The sequence below is a fragment of the Variovorax sp. J31P179 genome, from assembly GCF_030316985.1.
GTDB classification, from domain to species: Bacteria; Pseudomonadota; Gammaproteobacteria; order Burkholderiales; family Burkholderiaceae_C; genus Variovorax; species Variovorax ginsengisoli_B.
Map to the genome: position 1 here is coordinate 24050 of NZ_JASZYL010000004.1, position 19714 is coordinate 43763.

The 19714-nt window shown below is 68.1% G+C and carries 23 protein-coding genes; 4 read left to right on the top strand and 19 right to left on the bottom strand.

Going from position 1 to position 19714, the window contains the following annotated elements; genetic code table 11:
* Positions 1-8 precede the first annotated feature (8 nt).
* The 7 genes from ccoG to QTI17_RS11235 all read right to left on the bottom strand — a co-directional run bounded on the left by ccoG (position 9) and on the right by QTI17_RS11235 (position 7145).
* Entirely contained in the window at positions 9-1445 is a 1437-nt protein-coding gene (gene ccoG / locus QTI17_RS11205) for a cytochrome c oxidase accessory protein CcoG (protein WP_286533145.1), read from the bottom strand.
* Between the two features lie 34 nt (positions 1446-1479).
* Positions 1480-2403, bottom strand: coding sequence for a cytochrome-c oxidase, cbb3-type subunit III (gene ccoP / locus QTI17_RS11210; protein ID WP_286533147.1), 924 nt, complete (start codon positions 2401-2403; stop codon positions 1480-1482).
* Positions 2400-2546, bottom strand: coding sequence for a cbb3-type cytochrome oxidase subunit 3 (locus QTI17_RS11215; RefSeq protein ID WP_286529313.1), 147 nt, complete (start codon positions 2544-2546; stop codon positions 2400-2402). Before QTI17_RS11215 ends, ccoP begins: the two co-directional genes overlap by 4 nt.
* Before the next feature lie 11 nt (positions 2547-2557).
* Positions 2558-3181, bottom strand: coding sequence for a cytochrome-c oxidase, cbb3-type subunit II (gene ccoO, locus QTI17_RS11220; RefSeq protein WP_286533148.1), 624 nt, complete (start codon positions 3179-3181; stop codon positions 2558-2560).
* Positions 3182-3191: 10 nt separating this feature from the next.
* Entirely contained in the window at positions 3192-4631 is a 1440-nt protein-coding gene (gene ccoN, locus QTI17_RS11225) for a cytochrome-c oxidase, cbb3-type subunit I (protein WP_286533149.1), read from the bottom strand.
* A 67-nt stretch (positions 4632-4698) separates the two neighbouring features.
* Positions 4699-4836, bottom strand: coding sequence for a cbb3-type cytochrome oxidase assembly protein CcoS (gene ccoS, locus QTI17_RS11230; RefSeq protein WP_286529309.1), 138 nt, complete (start codon positions 4834-4836; stop codon positions 4699-4701).
* Positions 4836-7145, bottom strand: a complete 2310-nt coding sequence (locus QTI17_RS11235) for a heavy metal translocating P-type ATPase (protein ID WP_286533150.1) — start codon at positions 7143-7145, stop codon at positions 4836-4838. Before QTI17_RS11235 ends, ccoS begins: the two co-directional genes overlap by 1 nt.
* Before the next feature lie 160 nt (positions 7146-7305).
* Here QTI17_RS11235 and azu point away from each other — a divergent pair, with 160 nt between their 5' ends.
* From azu to QTI17_RS11250, 3 genes are all read left to right on the top strand, one after another.
* Complete coding sequence (gene azu / locus QTI17_RS11240; RefSeq protein ID WP_286533151.1) at positions 7306-7758, top strand: azurin; 453 nt, start codon at positions 7306-7308, stop codon at positions 7756-7758.
* Between the two features lie 74 nt (positions 7759-7832).
* On the top strand, positions 7833-8324 hold the full coding sequence (locus tag QTI17_RS11245; RefSeq protein ID WP_286533153.1) for a phasin family protein: 492 nt from the start codon (positions 7833-7835) through the stop codon (positions 8322-8324).
* Between the two features lie 117 nt (positions 8325-8441).
* Positions 8442-8684 (top strand): hypothetical protein, encoded by a 243-nt coding sequence (locus QTI17_RS11250; protein WP_286529301.1) that lies wholly within the window; start codon positions 8442-8444, stop codon positions 8682-8684.
* Between the two features lie 6 nt (positions 8685-8690).
* Here the strand turns inward: QTI17_RS11250 and QTI17_RS11255 are convergent, their stop codons facing one another.
* From QTI17_RS11255 to QTI17_RS11265, 3 genes are all read right to left on the bottom strand, one after another.
* Positions 8691-9131, bottom strand: coding sequence for an RcnB family protein (locus QTI17_RS11255; RefSeq protein WP_286533154.1), 441 nt, complete (start codon positions 9129-9131; stop codon positions 8691-8693).
* A 109-nt stretch (positions 9132-9240) separates the two neighbouring features.
* Positions 9241-9555: a hypothetical protein gene (locus tag QTI17_RS11260; protein ID WP_286533155.1), complete on the bottom strand. Its 315-nt coding sequence runs from the start codon at positions 9553-9555 to the stop codon at positions 9241-9243.
* Between the two features lie 27 nt (positions 9556-9582).
* Complete coding sequence (locus QTI17_RS11265; RefSeq protein WP_286533156.1) at positions 9583-10158, bottom strand: cob(I)yrinic acid a,c-diamide adenosyltransferase; 576 nt, start codon at positions 10156-10158, stop codon at positions 9583-9585.
* Positions 10159-10227: 69 nt separating this feature from the next.
* Between QTI17_RS11265 and QTI17_RS11270 the strand changes: the two genes are divergently transcribed.
* Positions 10228-11652 carry an FAD-binding oxidoreductase gene (locus QTI17_RS11270; RefSeq protein WP_286533157.1) on the top strand — a complete coding sequence of 475 codons (1425 nt, stop codon included), beginning with the start codon at positions 10228-10230 and terminating at the stop codon, positions 11650-11652.
* 163 nt (positions 11653-11815) lie between these two features.
* Here the strand turns inward: QTI17_RS11270 and QTI17_RS11275 are convergent, their stop codons facing one another.
* The 9 genes from QTI17_RS11275 to QTI17_RS11315 form a co-directional block, all read right to left on the bottom strand.
* The gene (locus tag QTI17_RS11275) at positions 11816-12718 is read right to left on the bottom strand and encodes a CsgG/HfaB family protein (protein ID WP_286533158.1); all 903 of its coding nucleotides are present in this window, start codon (positions 12716-12718) and stop codon (positions 11816-11818) included.
* A 106-nt stretch (positions 12719-12824) separates the two neighbouring features.
* Complete coding sequence (locus tag QTI17_RS11280) at positions 12825-13766, bottom strand: ParB/RepB/Spo0J family partition protein (RefSeq protein ID WP_286529290.1); 942 nt, start codon at positions 13764-13766, stop codon at positions 12825-12827.
* A gap of 5 nt (positions 13767-13771) precedes the next feature.
* Positions 13772-14314, bottom strand: coding sequence for an RBBP9/YdeN family alpha/beta hydrolase (locus QTI17_RS11285; protein ID WP_286533159.1), 543 nt, complete (start codon positions 14312-14314; stop codon positions 13772-13774).
* Positions 14311-15168 (bottom strand): ParA family protein, encoded by an 858-nt coding sequence (locus QTI17_RS11290; protein WP_286533160.1) that lies wholly within the window; start codon positions 15166-15168, stop codon positions 14311-14313. The genes QTI17_RS11285 and QTI17_RS11290 overlap by 4 nt, the downstream gene beginning before the upstream one ends.
* A gap of 1 nt (position 15169) precedes the next feature.
* Positions 15170-15784, bottom strand: coding sequence for a LysE family transporter (locus tag QTI17_RS11295; RefSeq protein WP_286529284.1), 615 nt, complete (start codon positions 15782-15784; stop codon positions 15170-15172).
* 60 nt (positions 15785-15844) lie between these two features.
* Positions 15845-16483, bottom strand: a complete 639-nt coding sequence (rsmG, locus tag QTI17_RS11300) for a 16S rRNA (guanine(527)-N(7))-methyltransferase RsmG (protein ID WP_286533161.1) — start codon at positions 16481-16483, stop codon at positions 15845-15847.
* The gene (mnmG, locus tag QTI17_RS11305) at positions 16480-18429 is read right to left on the bottom strand and encodes a tRNA uridine-5-carboxymethylaminomethyl(34) synthesis enzyme MnmG (RefSeq protein WP_286533162.1); all 1950 of its coding nucleotides are present in this window, start codon (positions 18427-18429) and stop codon (positions 16480-16482) included. Before mnmG ends, rsmG begins: the two co-directional genes overlap by 4 nt.
* A gap of 160 nt (positions 18430-18589) precedes the next feature.
* Positions 18590-19498, bottom strand: a complete 909-nt coding sequence (locus tag QTI17_RS11310) for a transglutaminase-like domain-containing protein (protein WP_286533163.1) — start codon at positions 19496-19498, stop codon at positions 18590-18592.
* Positions 19499-19508: 10 nt separating this feature from the next.
* Entirely contained in the window at positions 19509-19694 is a 186-nt protein-coding gene (locus QTI17_RS11315) for a DUF1328 family protein (protein ID WP_286510477.1), read from the bottom strand.
* Between the last annotated feature and the right edge of the window lie 20 nt (positions 19695-19714).

The window sequence follows — 19714 nt, forward strand, 5'->3', positions numbered from 1 at the left end:
CCTGGATTTCATCGCGGGACCAGGAACACGGCCTTCTCGGACACGCTGCCCTGGCCGCCCTCCGCTCGAACGTCGAAATACACCTTGTGGGAACCGGCCGTCGCCGCACCGTAGGGCAGCTGCAGCCGCACCGCCACCCAGCGCGACTGCGCCGGCGCGACCTCGACCACCGGCTCCGAGGACACGTGCAGACCCTCGAGGCCGCTGGCTTCGATCCGGTAGCGCTGCACCTGCTCGGTGGCGTTCATGATCTGAAGGCGGTAGACGTTCTCGAGCTGGCCGCCGTCGACGATGCGGGCCAGCGAGGCGCGGTCGCGCACCACGTCGACCTTCAGCGGCGTGCGCGTCACCAGGCTCGCCAGCAGGCCGATGCACAGCGCGCCGAGCACCGCGGTGTAGACCAGCACCCGCGGCCGCAGAACGCGGCGCAGCACCTGGCGCGGCGTCCAGCGCCCGGCCATGCTGTTCTGCGTGGCGTAGCGGATCAGGCCGCGCGGGGTCGACATCTTGTCCATCACGATGTTGCAGGCATCGACGCACAGGCCGCAGCCGATGCATTCGTACTGCAGCCCCTGGCGGATGTCGATGCCGGTCGGGCAGACCTGGACGCACAGCTTGCAGTCGATGCAATGGCCGAACTCCGATGCGGCAGCGGCCGCCCGACCCTTGGCCGGCACGCCACGCGGTTCGCCGCGTGCCGTGTCGTAGCTCACGATGAGCGTGTCGCGGTCGAACATCGCGCTCTGGAAGCGCGCATAGGGGCACATGTACTTGCACACCTGCTCGCGCATGAAGCCAGCGTTGCCGTAGGTGGCGAAGCCGTAGAACAGCACCCAGAAGACTTCCCAGGAGCCCATCCGGGTCTGCAGGAATTCCATGGCCAGTTCGCGGATCGGCGTGAAGTAGCCGACGAAGGTGAAGCCGGTCCACAGGCCGATCGATATCCAGACCACGTGCTTGAACCACTTCTTGACCAGCTTCTCGGCCGAGAAATCGCCGCTGTCGAGCCGCATGCGCGCGATGCGGCTGCCCTCGATCTTCTCCTCGACCCACATGAAAATCTCGGTGTAGACCGTCTGCGGGCAGGCGTAGCCGCACCACAGGCGCCCCGCCACGGCAGTGAACAGGAACAGCGACAGCGCCGAGACCACCAGCAGCCCGGTCAGGTAGATCAGGTCCTGCGGATAGAGCACCAGCCCGAACAGGAAGAAGCGCCGCGCGCCGAGGTCGAACAGCACCGCCTGGCGCTGGCCCCACTCGAGCCAGGGCAGGCCGCAGAAGACCCCCTGCGTCGCGAACACCAGGGCCCAGCGCCAGCGGGCGAAATAGCCGCTGACGCTGCGCGGATAGATCTTCTTGTGGGCCGCGTAGAGCCCGACGTCCTCCTCGGCCGCCGCGATCGGGATCACGGTGCGCGGCTTCTGTGGCGTCGTCTGCTCGGTCATGGAAACGCTCATGGACAAGACTCGGGCGGCAGCCTCATTGCCCCGCGACGGTGGCCGCCTTGTTGTTCGACAGGCCCCAGACATAGGCGGTCAGCACGTGGATCTGCGCCTCGGTCAGGCGGCCCTGCTGCGCCGGCATCTGGTTGGTCTTGCCGCCGTTGATCATCGCGATGATCGCTTCCTGACCATAGCCGTGCAGCCAGATCTTGTCGGCCAGGTTCGGCGCGCCCACCGCCGGGTTGCCGACGCCGCCGATGCCGTGGCAGGCCGCGCACGCCGTGAACTTGCTCTTGCCGAGTCCGGCGCGCACCGAATCGTGCGGGCTGTCAGACAGGCTCAGCACGTAGTTGGCGAGGTTCTTGACGTCCTCGGCCGATCCGACCGCCTCGGCCATCGGCGGCATCGTGCCGATGCGGCCGAGCGCGATGGTCTCGTGGATCTTCTCGGGCGTGCCGCCATGCAGCCAGTCGCCATCGGTGAGGTTCGGGAAGCCCTTGCTGCCGCGCGCATCCGAGCCGTGACACTGGGCGCAGTTGTTCAGGAACAAGCGCTCGCCGACGGCCATGGCGCCGGCGTCGGAGGCGAGCTTCTCGACCGGCTGCGCGGTGTAGGCGGCGTACACCGGGGCCAGCTCGGCGTTGGCCTTCTCCACCGCCTTCTCGTACTCGCCCTGGGTGCTCCAGGCCAGGGTGCCGCGGTAGCTGCCCAGCCCTGGGAACACCACCAGGTAGCCGATGCCGAACACGATGGTCAGCACGAACAGGCCCATCCACCAGCGCGGCATCGGGTTGTTCATCTCGCGCAGGTCCTCGTCCCAGACATGGCCGGTGGTGTTGTCGGCGTTCGAAGGGCCGCGGAAGCGGGCCGTCAGCCACAGCAGCAGCGCGCAGGCCAGGATGCCGCCGAGCGCGATCGCGGTGACGAAGTGCGACCAGAAGGCGTTGACGAAGTCGCTCACGACGGGTCCTCCTCGAACGGCAGGCGTGCCGCCTCTTCGAAGGCCTGCGCGTTGCGGCGCGAATACGCCCAGACCAGGATGCCGATGAAGGTCGCGAACGAGACCAGCGTGGCGGCGATTCGCAGGGTGGTGATGTTGTCCATCGCGGTTGTCCTCACTTGAGTGCCAGGCCGAGCGACTGCAGATAGGCGACCACGGCGTCCATCTCGGTCTTGCCCTTGACCGCGGCCGGCCCGGCCGAGATCTGCTCGTCGGTGTAGGGCACGCCGACCCGGCGCAGCGCCGTCATGTGGGCGGCCGACTCGGCGCCGTCGAGCGGCGCCTTCTCGAGCCAGGTGTAGGCCGGCATGTTCGACTCCGGCACCACGTCGCGCGGGTTGTTGAGGTGGATGCGGTGCCACTCGTCGCTGTACTTGCCGCCCACCCGGTGCAGGTCGGGGCCGGTGCGCTTGCTGCCCCACTGGAACGGGTGGTCGTAGACGAACTCGCCGGCCACCGAATAGTGGCCATAGCGCAGCGTCTCGGCGCGGAACGGCCGGATCATCTGCGAGTGGCAGTTGTAGCAACCCTCGCGCACGTAGATGTCGCGGCCCGCGAGTTGCAGCGGTGTCAGCGGCTCGACGCCGGCGACCGCCTCGGTGGTCGACTTCTGGAAGAACAGCGGCACGATCTCGACCAGGCCGCCGACCGCGATCACCAGCAGGATCAGCACGATCATCAGGAAGTTGTTGGTCTCGATCTTCTGGTGCGAGAAGCCCGGGGGAATGTTCGAACTCATGGGAGTGTCCTCAGGCGTGGGCCATGGCGGGCTGCGGGATCGGTGCGGGCTTGCTGAAGCCCGAGATCACCGTCATCCAGACGTTCCAGGCCATCACCAGCATGCCGCTCAGGTACAGCACGCCGCCGAGCACGCGCACCACGTAGTAGGGATAGGTGGCCTTCACGCTTTCGACGAAGGTGTAGGTCAGCGTGCCGTCGGGGTTGACCGCGCGCCACATCAGGCCCTGCATCACGCCGGCGATCCACATCGCGGCGATGTAGAGCACGATGCCGATGGTCGCCATCCAGAAGTGCAGCTCGATCGCCTTCACGCTGAACATCTCGGTGCGGCCGTACACGCGCGGGATGAGGTAGTACAGCGAGCCCATCGAGATCAGGCCGACCCAGCCGAGCGCGCCCGAGTGCACGTGGCCGACGGTCCAGTCCGTGTAATGCGAGAGCGCGTTGACGGTCTTGATCGACATCATCGGACCCTCGAAGGTCGACATGCCGTAGAACGACAGCGAGACGATCAGGAAGCGCAGGATCGGGTCGGTGCGCAGCTTGTGCCAGGCGCCCGACAGCGTCATCACGCCGTTGATCATGCCGCCCCAGCTCGGCGCCAGCAGGATCAGCGAGAACACCATGCCGATCGACTGGGTCCAGTCGGGCAGCGCCGTGTAGTGCAGGTGGTGCGGGCCGGCCCACATGTAGGTGAAGATCAGGGCCCAGAAGTGCACGATCGACAGCCGGTACGAATACACCGGGCGGCCGGCCTGCTTCGGCACGTAGTAGTACATCATCCCGAGGAAGCCCGCGGTCAGGAAGAAGCCGACGGCGTTGTGGCCGTACCACCATTGGACCATCGCATCCTGCACGCCGGCGTAGGCCGAGTAGCTCTTCATCGCACCGGCCGGGATGGCCGCGCTGTTGACGATGTGCAGCAGCGCCACCGCGATGATGAAGGCGCCGTAGAACCAGTTGGCGACGTAGATGTGGCGCACCTTGCGAACGCCGATGGTGCCGAAGAAGACGATCGCGTAGGCCACCCAGACGACCGCGATCAGGATGTCGATCGGCCATTCGAGCTCGGCGTATTCCTTGCCGCTGGTGTAGCCCAGCGGCAGGCTGATGGCCGCCGCCACGATCACCGCCTGCCAGCCCCAGAACACGAACGAGGCCAGCGCCGGCGCGAACAGCCGGACCTGGCAGGTGCGCTGCACGACATGGAAGCTGGTGGCCATGAGCGCACAGCCGCCGAAGGCGAAGATCACCGCGTTGGTGTGCAGCGGGCGCAGTCGCCCGTAGCTGAGCCACGGGATGCCGAAGTTGAGGTCGGGCCAGGCCAGCTGCGAGGCGATGACCACCCCCACCAGCATGCCCACCACTCCCCAGACGACGGACATGAGAGCGAATTGCCGCACGACCGTATCGCTGTAGACAGGCGCGGAAGAACTCGGAGCTTGCATCGCAGAGCCTTGTTGTATGGAACGGGCCCAGTGTCCGGTTGGGGGCCGCCAGCCGGCTTGATGCAAATCAATCGTTGCGCAGAATGCGCTCGCCTTCGCCCTCGACGTCGTCGAATTGGCCACGGTCCACCGCCCACCAGAGGCCGGCGAGGATGATCAGCACCAGCACCACCGAGAACGGGATGAGCAGGAACAGGATGTCCATCAGGCCGCCCCCGCGCGCAGCGGCCGGCCGGCCAGCCGCGCCGCGTTCAGCACCACGGCCAGCGAGCTCGCGGCCATGCCCAGCCCCGCGAGCCACGGCGGCAGCCAGCCGACGATCGCCAACGGCACGCAGACCGCGTTGTAGCCGGCCGCCCACCAGAGGTTCTGCCGCACCACGCGCAGGGTGCGACGCGCCTGCGCGATGGCGCCGGGAATGACATCGAGCGTGGCGCCGAGGACCACGAAGTCGGCGTTGGCGCGCGCCAGCGGCACCGCGCGTCCGAACGCGAACGAGGCATGCGCATGCGCGAGCACCGGCCCGTCGTTGAGTCCGTCGCCCACCATCGCGACCGCGCGGCCCTGCGCCTGCAGGTCCTTCATGCGGGCCAGCTTGTCCTCGGGCGTGCAGTCGCCGAGCACCAGCGCGATGCCGGCGCGCTGCGCCACCTCGCGCGCCGCGGCGCCGCTGTCGCCCGACAGCAGCCACACCGCCTGGCCCTGCGCCTCCAGCGCCGACACGGTGGCCGCGGCGTCCTCGCGCAGGTCTTCTGCCAACACGAAGCTCGCGACCCAGCCCTGGTCGTCGCTGAGATGGACCTGTGCCGCCTGCACCGCCAGCGGCGTGACGCCGCAGAATGCGGCCGAGCCCAGGCGCAGGCGCCGCCCGGCACCGCCGCCGCGGCGGTTCAGCGTGCCCTCCAGGCCCTCGCCGGCATGCTCGACGAGCTGCACCGGGGCCCAGTCCGGCGCCAGACGGTGCTGGTCGTTCCAGGCCTGCACCAGCGCGCGCGACGCCGGGTGCAGGGACTGCGCCGCCAGCGCGGCCGCGAGTTCCACCGCATCGCCCGGCCGCACGCCCTGGCGGCTGTAGACCCGGTCCAGCCGCGGCGTGTCGCGGGTCAGGGTGCCGGTCTTGTCGAACACCACTGTGTCGACCGCGGCCAGCGACTCCAGCGCCTGCAGGTTGCGAACCAGCACCCCGCCGCGCGCCAGGGTGCCGGCGCTCGCCAGCATCGCGGCCGGCGTGGCCAGCGACAGCGCGCAGGGGCAGGTGACGATCAACACCGCCACCGCGACCATCAAGGCCTTGCCCGGGTCCACGTGCCACCACCACGCGGCGGCCCCGGCCGCGGCCGCCAGCACCGCGAGCAGGAAGGGCCGCGCCGCGCGATCGGCCAGGCGCGCGAGCCGTGGCTTCTGCAGCGAGGCGTTCTCCATCAGGGCGACGATCTGGGCGAACCGGGTGTCGGGCCCGAGCGCCTCGACCCGGACCTCGACCACCGCGCCGACGTTGTGGCTGCCCGCCAGCACCCGGGCGCCGCAAGGGCGCGCGACCGGCCGCGACTCGCCGGTGATCAGTGCCTCGTCGGCCGAGGTGTCGCCCGCGACCACGCGGCCATCGGCCGGGAAGGCTTCGCCCGGCAGCACGCGCAGCATGTCGCCGACCGCCAGCCGCCGCACCGCGACGCGCTCGAACTCGCCGTCGGCACGGCGCCGCAGCACGCTGTTGGGCAGCCGGTTCATCAGGGCATCGAGCGCCCCGGCGGTGCGGTCGCGCAGCCGCGACTCGAGCCAGCGGCCGGTCAGCAGGAAGAACACGAACATGGTCAGCGAATCGACATAGAGTTCGTGGCCCAGCGGCCCCTCGGGATCGAAGGTGGCCGCGGTGCTGACGACGAAAGTGATCGCCATGCCGAGCGCCACCGGCAGGTCCATGCCGATGCGGCGCTGCCGCAGGTCGCGCCAGGCGCTGCGAAAGAAGGGGGTGCAGCAGAACAGCACGACCGGCAGGGTGAGCACCCACGAGGCCCAGCGCAGCAGCTGCGCGGCATCGGGCGACATGTCGCCGGGCCGGGCGATGTAGGCCGGGTAGGCGTACATCATGACCTGCATCATGCAGAAGCCGGCCACCAGCCAGCGCCAGAGCGCGAGCCGCGATTCCCGCGCGCGACGCGCACTCGCCAGCATGTCGCCGGCCGGCACCAGCCGGTAGCCGGCGGCGGCGCAGGCCTCGAACCAGCGCGATGGCTTGACCTTGGCGGGCGACCAGACCACCCGGGCGCGGCGGCTGGCCGCATTGACCTCGGCCGAGACCACGCCCGGCACCTGCATCAGCGCCGCCTCGACCGTGAACGCGCAGGCCGCGCAGTGCATGCCCTCGACCGCGACCTGCGACTCCCAGCGCGCCGCGGCATCGCCGGGCGCGAGCGAACGACCGAATCCCGGCCATTCCGCCGGATCGTCCAGCAGCGACCAGGCCGGCTGCGAAGCGGCAGGCAAGCCAGGAGCGAGGGAGAGCACGGCTTCCATCCCCCGAGGCTAGCGGTCGCGGCGCGGCGCGACTTGACCTGGATCAAAGGCTGTCGCCGCGGCCTTGATCCAGGTCACGCGACCTCGGCGGCGAGTCATCACAATCGGGTCGTCGACGCGCACCATCGCGCGCGCCATATTTTTCTGGAGAACCTCCCCCATGCTTCGCCATCGTCTCGCCGCCCTCGCCGTGCTGGCCTTCGCCTCCGTCCCCGCCCTCGCCGCCGACTGCACCGTCGAGATCGAAGGCAACGACGCGATGCAGTTCAACAAGCCCGCCATCGAGGTCAGCCAGTCCTGCAAGGAGTTCACTGTCAAGCTCAAGCACAGCGGCAAGATGCCCAAGCAGGCCATGGGCCACAACTGGGTGCTGGCCAAGACCGCCGACGTGCAGGCGATCGCCGCCGACGGCATCGCCGCGGGCCTGCCCCAGAACTACGTCAAGGCCGGCGACGCCCGCGTCGTGGCCCACACCAAGATCGTCGGCGGCGGCGAGAGCGACAGCGTGAGCTTCGCCCCGGCCAAGCTGGCCGCCGACGGCAGCTACACCTACTTCTGTTCCTTCCCCGGCCATTCCACGCTGATGAAGGGGACGCTCAAGCTGGTCAAGTGAGCGAAGGGCTTTCATGAAACGCCCTTCTGGGCGTATCGTGGCGACCCCAACCTTCAAATCCGGAGACACCGCACATGGCCACCAGCAAGTCGAGCACCACCGCCGCGAAGAAGACGCGTTCGACCGGCATCCCCACGCCGGCCGACGTCCAGGAAGCCTTCGTCAAGCCGCTCAAGGGCATGGCGGAGCGACTGCAGAACCTGCCGCTGGCGGGCGCCGCGGGGGCGATCGTCGAGAGCGGGCGCAAGGACCTGCAGGCGCTGGTCAAGGCCAACGAGAAGTCCTACGAGGGGCTGCAGGCCGTGGTGCAGCGCCAGACCGAGATGCTCAAGACCTCGATCGAGGAATGGCAGGGGACCATGAAGGGGCTCTCGGCCAAGGACCCGCGCGAGGGCTTCGCCAAGCTCGACGCCATGGGCAAGGCGGCCTTCAAGCAGGCGCTGGACGACATCCGCGAGCTGTCCGAAATGGCGGCCAAGTCGCAGTCCGACGCCTTCGAGGTGGTGCGCGAGCGCATCCGCTCGAACGTCGACGAGGTCAGCAAGCTGTTGCAGCCGCGCAAGTAACACCGCCCCGCGGGGCTCGATCTGCATTGTCCTGCGCAATAACGAGAAATAGGTCCGTGACTGGCGCCGCAGGAAGCGTACATTGGTGCGATTCCTCAGCGATTGGAACGAACCAGCATGGCATCGAATTCTCAGACGCGCATTTCGGAACGGGCCGCCAACGAGGCCGCAGCGCGCGAGCGGCTGCGGCAGGCCCTGCCCGCCACGGTCGACCATCTGCAGAACCATCAGGCAGACCGGATCGACGACAACGACATCGATGCCTACGTGCGGCTCAACTGGCTCGAATGGCACGGCGGCGGGCTGCGGCTCACGATCACCGGGCGCAATGTCTGCGCCCAGCTCACGCCAACCGCCTGAGCCCGGTCACTGGCCGATGACGATCTGGGCGATCAGCCCCGTCGCCACTGCGGCCAGCACGAAGTCGCCACCCACTCCCATCCACTGGTAGCCGCGCGGCGGCGGCTGCAGCCGGTGCCCGCGCCAGTCGTTCACGACATACTGGCGGCCGCGGTACTCGCTCGGCATGCGCCCGCCGCGGCGCCATTCGGCGTGCGGATTGGGATACGCGCGATGATCGAATCGGTCCGGACCCGGACGGTAGGCGCCTCGGTAGTCGGGACGGTAGTCGGGACCGGGACGGTAGTCGGGACGGTAGTCGGGACGGGCGTCGGCGCGATAGCCGGGCTGTGCCCGGTCATTGCGGTCGGGTCCGCGATCGAAGCGCGAATCCTGCGCGAAGGCGCTTCCCGCCATGCACATCGCGAGCGCTGCGGCGGCAGCTGCCATGCTCTTGGACTTGATCATTGTCGGAACTCCTTCTGCGTTGATGAGGAGTCCAGTGTGGAAGCCGCAGGTGTCGCGCTTGGCGCTCGCATGTACGCGCCACGTGAAGCAAGGTAAAGCCGGGTCGGATTCAGGGCGAGTTGCCTTGAGGCCCGACGGCCGGCGCGGCCGGCTTGTGGCTGCCGGCGGGCGTGATCTTGCGGCCCAGGGCCTCGCCCCAGCGGCGCACCGGCGCGCTGGCGCGTTCGGCCGTGTGGTCGACGCCTTGCCGGGTCGCATGGGCGCCGCGCTCGATGCCACGGCCCGCGGCGTCGCTGCCGCGCTCGATGCCGTTCAGCACCTTGCTCTCGGCGCCTTGCGCGCACAGCGGCAGCACCGCGATGGCGCCCAGCAAGGCCAGGGTGGCGCCTGCGGTGCGCGTACGGGATTTGCTCGTCAGTGACATGGGTTCGATCTCCTTTTCGGCTCGCATTCAATCCTGGGGCTCGGCCGCGGCGCGCGCCATGCGTTCGCTCTTCCAGTAGACGTCGTCGCCGCCATCGACCCGGTTGAGCACGCGCGCGAGCACGAACAGCAGGTCGCTCAGGCGGTTGAGGTAGTGGCGCAGCGCGGCGTTGATCTCCTGCTGTGCGCCCAGCGCCACCACCGCGCGTTCGGCGCGCCGGGCGACGGTGCGGCAGACATGGGCCAGCGAGGCGGCGCGGGTGCCAGCGGGCAGGATGAATTCAGCCAGCCGCGGCAGGGTCGCGTTGTGCTCGGCCAGCGCATTGTCGAGCTGCAGCAGGGCCTCGGCCTTGAGCAGCGTGTAGCCCGGCATCGACAGCTCGCCGCCGAGGTTGAACAGCTGGTGCTGCACGTCGACCAGCAATTCGCGCACCGCGGCCGGCATCGGCTCGCAGAGCAGCACGCCGATCTGCGAATTGAGCTCGTCGACGTCGCCCATCGCGTGCACGCGCAGGTGGTCCTTGGGGACGCGGGTGTTGTCGCCGAGGCCGGTGCTGCCGTCGTCGCCGGTGCGCGTCGCGATCTGTGTCAGGCGGTTGCCCATGGGTGTGGTCTCTGGTGCGGGTTGAAGGAGCGGTTCGTAGAATGTTAGACCCTTCAGGAGACCGCCCCGATGAATGCGCCCACCGCCCCCTCCCATCTCACGCCCGAGATCGCGCTGCGCGCGGTGCCCGACGCCCTCATCGAGTCGCTGAAGGCCCGCTTCGGCGAGCGCTGCTCGACCGCGCTGGCGGTGCGCACCCAGCACGGCCGCGACGAGTCCTCCTTCGACGCCCCGCCGCCCTCGGCCGTGGTCTTCGCCGAGAGCACGCAGGACGTGGCCGACGCCGTCGCGCTGGCCAGCGCGCACAGCGTGCCGGTCATCCCGTTCGGCGTCGGCTCCTCGCTCGAAGGCCACCTGCTGGCGGTGCAGGGCGGCATCAGCATCGACGTCAGCCGCATGAATCGCGTGCTGTCGATCAACGCCGACGACCTCACGGTGACCGTGCAGCCCGGCGTCACGCGCAAGCAGCTCAACGACGAGATCAAGAGCACCGGCCTCTTCTTCCCGATCGACCCTGGCGCCGATGCCTCGATCGGCGGCATGGCGGCCACCCGCGCCAGCGGCACCAACGCGGTCCGCTACGGCACCATGCGCGAGAACGTGCTGGCGCTCGAGGTCGTCACGGCCAGCGGCGAAGTGATCCGCACCGGGACCCGGGCCAAGAAGTCCTCGGCCGGCTACGACCTGACCCGGCTCATCGTCGGCAGCGAGGGCACGCTCGGCGTGATCACCGAAGTCACCTTGCGCATCTACCCGCTGCCCGAGGCGGTGTCGGCCGCGATCTGCTCGTTCCCGAGCATCGAGGCGGCGGTGCGCACCACCATCGAGATCATCCAGCTCGGCGTGCCGATCGCGCGGGTCGAGCTGATCGACGTCAACACGGTGCGCATGGTGAACGCCTACGCCAAGCTCGGCCTGCGCGAGGAGCCGATGCTGCTGATGGAGTTCCACGGCTCGCCGGCCGGCGTCAAGGAACAGGCCGAGACGGTGCAGGAACTCGCCAGCGGCCACGGCGGCAAGGCCTTCGAGTGGGCCAGCACGCCCGAGGAGCGAACCCGCCTCTGGACCGCGCGCCACAACAGCTACTTCGCGGCGGTGCAGTCGCGCCCCGGCTGCCGCGTGATCTCGACCGACACCTGCGTGCCGATCTCGCGGCTGGCCGACTGCCTGCTCGAGTCGGTGGCCGAGGCCGATGCCAGCGGCATCCCCTACTTCCTAGTCGGCCATGTCGGCGACGGCAACTTCCACTTCGGCTACCTGCTCGACCCCAACCTGCCCGAGGAGCGCGTGACCGCCGAGAAGCTCAACCATGCGCTGGTCTCGCGCGCCCTGGCGCTCGAGGGCACCTGCACCGGCGAGCACGGCGTCGGGCTGCACAAGATGGACTTCCTGGTGACCGAAGCGGGTGCCGGCGCGATCGACATGATGCGCACCATCAAGCGCGCGCTCGACCCGAAGAACATCATGAATCCGGGGAAGATCTTTAACTTGTGAGACCTTGCGGGACAGACCAAGAAACTGCGCAGCAGTTTTTGCTCTGTCCTCAACTGATCAAGCCCTTCTTCAGATCAAGCCCTTCTCGAAATCAAGCCCCCCATGAAAAACCCCGGCCGCTCTGGCAAGCGGCCGGGGTTTTTTCGCACCCTGAGCGTCGCCCTTATTTCTGCGTGCTGCTGCCGCGGCGAGCCGGTGCGGGTTGCGGCGCCGAGGTCTGCGATGGCGGCGCCGCGCCATCCACGCCGAGCCGGCCGCCACCGCCCAGCCCCTGGCCCTGCACCGTCTGCGCCTTGTAGTTGCGCAGCGAGATGACCATCTGGTTGAACGCGTCCATGAAGGCGGCGCTGATCACCTTGCCCTGGGCCGTGTTGGTGTAGCCGCCCAGCGCGCCGCCGGCGCTGCCGCCGAACACCGAGCCGAAGGCGCCGAAGTCGGTCTTCGAGGCGCTGCCCTCCGACGCCGCGACCTGCACCCCCGACCGGTTGTCGATCAAGGTCAGCATCGCGCTGGCCTCCTTGGTCTGCATGCTGCCGCCGACCGCGGACAGCACGCCGCTGTAGCGACCGCCGACCAGGCCGCCCAGCGCGCCGCCCATGCCGCCCGCGTTCTGGTTGCTGAAGACGATCTCGGGCGACATGCCGTAGTCGGAGGCCACCATCTGGCCGCCGCCGAAGTTGCTGCCCTGACGCATCTCACCCGATTGCGACAACTGGCGCTCGCGCGACATGGCGTTCATGCCGGCCGCGCCGCGCTCGACCACCACGAAGCAGTTCGACTGCTGGATCAGCAGCCGCAGCAGGTTGGACGTCGGCGGCAGCTTGTACTCGTTGCGCAGAATCGTGTACCAGCCGGCCGACTGGTTCTCGATCAGCGACACCGTGCCCAGCGGCGAGGCGCATTTCTCGAGCGCGCTGCTGGTGTTGGCGCTGGCACTGCCCGCAGCGCTGCCGGTGGCCACCGTCTTGGCGCTCTGGCTGCCCATCTGCATGTCGGTGGTTTCGCAGCCCGCGAGCAGCATCGCAGCCGCGGCCATGGCGGCCCATGGTGATATGCGTTGTCCCATGTGATTCCCCTCTTAGAACTTTTGATTTAAAAGTTGTAGCGGGAGCATAGGACGGGTAACTGGTTGAAATCAATTCAACCAGAAGCAAGGGACGCCGGGCGGCGAGCTAGGCCGTTTGGCGGATGCGGTCGATGAGGCCGTTGAGCGCGTCGAGCGAGCCGAAGTGGATCGCCAGTTCGCCGCTCTCCTCCACCTTGCCGCCGCGCCGGGTGCGCTTCTTGATGCGGACTTCGACTTCGGCCGCCAGCAGGTCGGCCAGCTCCTCCTCGACCCGAAGCAGGTCGCGCGACTTCTCGGCGGCGCCGCGCCGGGGCGACGGCGAGAGACTGAACTCGGCCGCCAGTTTCTTGACCAGCGCTTCGGCTTCGCGCACCGACATCTTCTTGGCCGCGATCTGGTTGGCCGCGGTGATCTGCGTGCCCTTGTCGAGCGACAGCAGCGCGCGCGCATGCCCCATGTCGATGTCGCCGGCCATCAGCATGGCCTGGGCGGGCTCGGCCAGGTTGAGCAGGCGCAGCAGGTTGCTGGCCGCACTGCGCGAACGCCCCACGGCCTGTGCGGCGGACTCGTGAGTAAGCCCAAACTCTTGCACCAGCCTTTGCAGGCCTTGGGCCTCTTCGAGCGGATTGAGGTCTTCGCGCTGGATGTTCTCGATCAGCGACATGGCGGCGGCCGCCTCGTCGGGCACGTCGCGTACCAGTACCGGCACGCTTTCCAGGCCGGCCAGCCCGGCGGCACGGAAGCGCCGCTCGCCCGCGATGATCTCGAACTCGGCCTTCTTCTCGCGCGCCGCATCGCTGTCGAGCCGGCGCACCAGGATCGGCTGCATGATGCCCTGCGCCTTGATGCTCTCGGCCAGCTCGTAGAGCGCGCCCTCGTCCATCCGCGTGCGGGGCTGGTAGACGCCAGGCACCATCTGGTCGAGCTGCAAGGTGGTCGGATTCGGTACCACCGAGTCGTCGTTGACCGCGGTGTCCGAACCGTTGAAGGTCGGGCCCAGCAGGGCCTCGAGGCCGCGGCCGAGGCCCTTTGGTTTTTTGGTGGCCATGGAGGTCATTGGTCTTTCAGTAGTTGGTTCAGCAGTGCGCGGCCTTCGGGCCAGTCGCCCAGGCCGGATTCGCCGTTGATGTGGCCGCGGGCGCCGGCATCGACGAAGCGTGCGCCCCAGTCGCGCGCCATCTGGCGCGAACGCGCGGCCTCGCAGTACGGGTCGTCCTGGCCGGCGATCATGAGCGAAGGAAATGGCAGCGGCTGGCGCACGATCGGCGCCCAGCCGGGAATCATCTGGCGCAGGTCGTCGCGTTCCAGGTCGCCGGGCGCCACCAGCAACGCGGCCCGCACCTTGGCCGTATGGCCCGAGTGCGCGGCCCAGGCGGCCACCAGGATGCAGCCCAGGCTGTGCGCGACCAGCACCACTGGACCCGGGGCGGCCAGCACCTCTTCTTCGAGCCGGGCGCTCCAGTCGCCCCGCAGCGGCCGCATCCAGTCGTGCTGCTCGACCCGGTGATCGCCATGGAGCGCTTCCCAGCGGCTCTGCCAGTGGGCCTCGTCGCTGTTCTGCCAGCCGGGCAGCAGCAGGATCCTGGGGGCGGTCAAAGGCTGTCCGGCAGTTGGACCGCCACCGGCGGTGCGTCCATCGGGGCGGGCACGGGCGGGCTTGCGGCCTCCGATGCCATCGCGCTGGCCGGCGGCATCTTGTCCACCAACTCCTGGGCAAAGGCGACGAAGGCCAGGCTGCCCTTGGCCGGCGGATCGAAGACCACGCCTGGCAGGCCGTAGCTCGGCGCTTCGGCCAGGCGCACGTTGCGCGGGATCACGGTGTCGAACACCTTGTCCCCGAAATGCGCCTTCAATTGCTCGCTCACCTGCTGCTGCAGGGTGATGCGCGGATCGAACATCACCCGCAGCAAGCCGATGATCTGAAGGTTCTTGTTGAGGTTCGCGTGCACCTGCTTGATCGTGTTGACCAGGTCGGTCAGCCCCTCGAGCGCGAAGTACTCGCACTGCATCGGCACGATCACGCCGTGGGCGGCACACAGTCCGTTGAGGGTGAGCAGGCTGAGGCTCGGCGGGCAATCGATCAGGATGTAGTCGTATTCGGCCCCGACCGCGGCCAGGGCGGTGCGCAGGCGTTTCTCGCGCCGGTCGAGCGCCACCATCTCGACCTCGGCACCGGCCAGCTCGCGGTTGGCGCCGAGGATGTCGTAGCCGCAGGCTTCGGACCGAACCCGGGCCTCGGCGACCGACGCCGATTCGAGCAGCACGTCGTACACCGTGGTCTCCAGCTGGCGCTTGTCGACACCCGAGCCCATGGTGGCGTTGCCCTGCGGATCGAGGTCGATCATCAGGACCCGCTGCCCGACCTTGGCCAAGCCGGCCGCCAGGTTCACCGTGGTCGTGGTCTTGCCGACGCCGCCCTTCTGGTTCGCTATGCAGAAAATCTTTGCCATGTCAGCGAGAGATGGCCAGTTTGAAGCCGAAGGCGATCAGGAACACGCCCGCCAACTTGCCCAGTGCACCCGAAACCTTGGGATTGGCGCGCAGGCGCTCGGCCAGGAAATAGGTCAGCAAGGTCACGATCAGTCCGTACATGAAGGTCAGGAAAGCGATCGTGGCGGCCATCGCCCCGAAGGTGGCCAGGCCTTGGTGGCGGCTGGGATCGATGAAGAGCGGGAAGAAGGCCATGTAGAAGACGATGGCCTTGGGATTCAGCAAGGTGATGGTCACGGCCTGCTGGAAGTACTGCCTCGGCCGTATGTTCAGGATCGGGGCCGCGCCGGGCTTGGCCCGGATCATCTTCAGGCCCAGCCAGGCCAGGTAACCGGCGCCGAGCCATTGGACGGCACTGAATGCGGCCGGATAGGCGGTCAACAGTGCGGCGACGCCGGCCACGGCGGCCCACATCAGCACCTGGTCGCCCGCGATCACCCCGAAAGTGGCGGCCAAGCCGCCGCGGATGCCGCCTTTGCCCGTCGACGTGATCAGCGCGAGGTTGCCAGGCCCGGGAATCGCGAGAAATAGAACGATGGCCGCGACGAACGCGCCGTAATCAGCGATGCCGAACATGCAAAGTACCTCAATGGGGAGTGCGTCGAGTCTAAGCGAGGTCGACGCGCGGAGCGTCGATCAGACGCCGGGTTTTCGCATCCAGACGATGCAACGCTCGGCGTCCAGCCCCGGAACCGTGAGTTGTTCCACGTGAAACACCTCACAGCTGGCCGGAAGCTGGGCGATTTCGTCATCCGGCGCCCTGCCCTTCATGGCCATCCACTTGCCGTGCGGCGCCAGCAGGTGTTGCGAGCCCGAGACAAAATCCGCCAGCGAGGCGAATGCGCGAGAGCTGATCAGCTCATAGCTGCCTTGCAGCGCCTCTACCCGGGCGTGCAGCCCGCGCAGATTCTTCAACCGGAGCTCCGACGCCACCTGCTGGACGAAGGCCGCCTTCTTGGCCACGGCATCGAGGCAAGTGACCTGGACGTCGTCGCGCAGGATGGCGATGACCACCCCGGGCAGCCCCGCGCCGGCGCCAACGTCCAGCAAATTCGCGGCGCCTGGACACTCGCGACGCAACGGTGCGATCACGGACAGGCTGTCGAGCAGATGGTGCGTCAGCACCGTCGCCGGATCGCGCAGCGCGGTCAGGTTGTAGACCTTGTTCCACTTGAGGATCAGTGCGCCGTAGGCCAGCAGGCGCTCGCATTGAACGTCGGTCAGCGCCAGGCCCAGCGCGGCCGAGCCTTCGCGCAGCAGTTGCTCCTGGCTCATTCGGCGGCCGGGATTTCTGCTTCGAGCGTGTCGCGGGCGAACGCCTGGTGCCCGCCCTTTCGAAGATGGATCATCAGCAGCGAGATGGCTGCCGGCGTGACACCGGAAATGCGCGAGGCCATGCCCAGCGTCTCGGGCCGGTGCTTGGCCAGCTTCTGCCGCACCTCGAAGCTCAGCGCCTTGACCTGGCCGTAATCGAAGGTCTCGGGCAGCTTGAGGTTCTCGAAATGAGCGGCGCGCTCGACCTCGTCATGCTGGCGGTCGATGTAGCCCGAATACTTGGCCGCAATCTCGATCTGCTCGATTTCGACCGCACCCGGAGCCTCGGGTGCGCTGTACTTTCCGCCGTCCAGCGACATCAGCGAGGCGTAGCTGACGTTCGGGCGGCGCAGCAGGTCGCCGAGGTTGTATTCGTGGTCGATCGCCTTGCCCAGCACCCGCTCCGACTCGGCAGCCGGCAGGTTCCGCGGATTGACCCAGATCGAACGCAGCCGCTCTGTTTCACGTGAAACAACGTCGCGCTTGCGGGAGAAGGCGTCCCAGCGCGCATCGTCGACCAGGCCAAGCTTGCGACCCGCCTCGGTCAGGCGCATGTCGGCGTTGTCCTCGCGCAGCTGCAACCGGAATTCGGCCCGGCTCGTGAACATGCGATAGGGCTCGGTCACGCCCTTGGTGATCAGGTCGTCGACCAGGACGCCCAGGTAGGCCTCGTCGCGCCGCGGCAGCCACGCGGCTTCGCCCCGGCATTGCAGGGCCGCATTGATGCCCGCGAACAGCCCCTGGGCTGCCGCTTCTTCATAGCCCGTCGTGCCGTTGATCTGCCCAGCGAAGAACAAGCCCTGGATCGCGCGCGTCTCGAAATTGCTCTTGAGTTCGCGGGGATCGAAATAGTCGTATTCGATGGCGTAGCCGGGACGCAGGATGTGCGCGTTCTCGAGGCCCGCCATCGAGCGCACCAGCTGGTACTGGATGTCGAAGGGCAGGCTGGTCGAGATCCCGTTGGGGTAGAACTCGTGGGTGGTCAGCCCTTCGGGTTCGAGGAAGATCTGGTGGCTCTCCTTGTCGGCGAAGCGGTTGATCTTGTCCTCCACGCTCGGGCAATAACGCGGGCCGATGCCGTCGATCTTGCCCGTGAACATCGGGCTGCGATCGAATCCCGAACGGATGATGTCGTGGGTACGGGCGTTGGTGTTGGTGATCCAGCAAGGCACCTGCTGCGGATGCATCTCCGCCCGGCCCATGAAGCTGAACACCGGCATCGGGCCGGCGCCGCCCGGCATCCCGTCCCCGGGCTGTTCGGTGCACTTCGAGAAATCGATGGTCCGGCCATCGAGCCGCGGCGGCGTGCCGGTCTTCAGGCGCCCCTGGGGCAGCTTGAGTTCCTTGAGCCGGGCCGACAGGCTGACCGCCGGCGGGTCCCCTGCCCGGCCAGCCTGGTAGTTGTCGAGACCCACATGGATGCGCCCGTCCAGGAAGGTGCCCGCCGTGAGCACCACCGCCCGCGCCCGGAAGGCGATGCCCACCTGCGTGATGGCGCCCACAACCCGATCGCCCTCGATCATGAGGTCGTCGACCGCCTGCTGAAACAACGACAGATTCGGCTGGTTCTCGAGCCGGCGGCGAATCGCCGCCTTGTACAGGATGCGATCGGCCTGCGCCCGGGTCGCCCGAACCGCGGGCCCCTTGCTCGAATTGAGGATCCGGAACTGGATTCCGCCTTCGTCCGTCGCGATCCCCATCGCGCCGCCGAGTGCGTCGACTTCCTTCACGAGATGCCCCTTGCCGATGCCGCCGATCGAGGGGTTGCAGCTCATCTGGCCCAGGGTCTCGATGTTGTGGGTCAGCAGCAAGGTGCGAGCGCCCATGCGGGCGGAGGCCAGCGCGGCTTCAGTGCCGGCATGGCCGCCGCCGACGACGATCACATCGAATTCTTCGGGGTACAGCATGGGATGGGGCGCACCACGCGTGCGCGCTCGGGAAGGGGCGGTGATTTTAATCGCCGACGCACTTCCGTGCAGTCGTGAGGGTAAGGCGGTCGTCCCGATGCCTGGCGCCGATGGCCACCGGCATTGGATCCGATGCTATCATTTTGATAGCATCTGGAACTCAATCGATGGCGCTGACCTCGTGCGCCGACGCCAGTTCCTGCGTCGGCAGCGCCACCGGCTTTTCGATGCCCACGATCTGACCGCTCGGACGCGGCTCGACCGGCGCAGCCTGGCGCTCATCCTGAAGTTCGTGCACGCTCAGCGTCTTGGCCGTCATGGTCACGGGGCCGAAGAGGGTGCAGAAAGCCACATCCTTGGCATCCCGCCCGGTGCCGACGCGCACCAGCCGGTCGACCGGCGCCATCCGCGTCGCATCGAACAGCACCCATTGCCCGCCCAGCCAGGCCTCGAACACCGCATGGAAGTCCTGCGGCGGCTCGTCGAACCAGACATAGCCCACCACCAGCCGGGCCGGGATGTTCAGCGCCCGGCAGAAGGTGATGCCGAGATGGGCAAAGTCGCGGCAAACCCCGGCACGCTGGACGAAGACCTCGCGCGCCGTGGTGGTCGAGTCGCTGCTGCCCGGCTCGTAGGTGATGCTGTCGTGGATCCAGTCCACGATCGCCTGCACGCGCCCGATGCCCGGCGGCAGGTCGCCGAACAGCTGGAGCGCACAGCGCGACATCAGGTCCGACTCGCAGTAGCGGCTCGGCATGAGGTAGTGGAGGATCTCGTTCGGCACCTCGTTGACCGGCACTTCCGCCAGGTCGGTCGGGACCTCCGCCCAGGCGCGCTGCACGTGGGCCTTGTAGCGGATCCTGAGCGGCCCGGGCGCCGCATCGAAGCGCACGAAGCGGTTGCCGCTGCCTTCGTCGCAGAAGGCCTGCAGCGGCACCGCGGGCTCGATGACCAGGTCTTCGCTGATCAGCGCCTGCGCGCCGCTGCGCGCGGCCTCGATGTTGAACAGCAGGTGCGAAGGTGCGGCGACCTCGTATTCGAGCAGCGCATCGATGTGGGAGAAGTGCATGGGCAGGCGCTCAGTCCAGGGCTTTCTTCACCGCGCCCACGCCGAGGGCGGCCAGCACGAGGAAGACGACCGCGAGCACCAGGAACAGCCCGAACAGCACCTTGGCGATGCCGGCCGCGCCGGCCGCCACGCCGCCGAACCCCAGGGCACCGGCGATCAACGAGATGACGGCGAAGACAATGGCGTACTTCAACATGAGTGGACTCCTTGAACGAC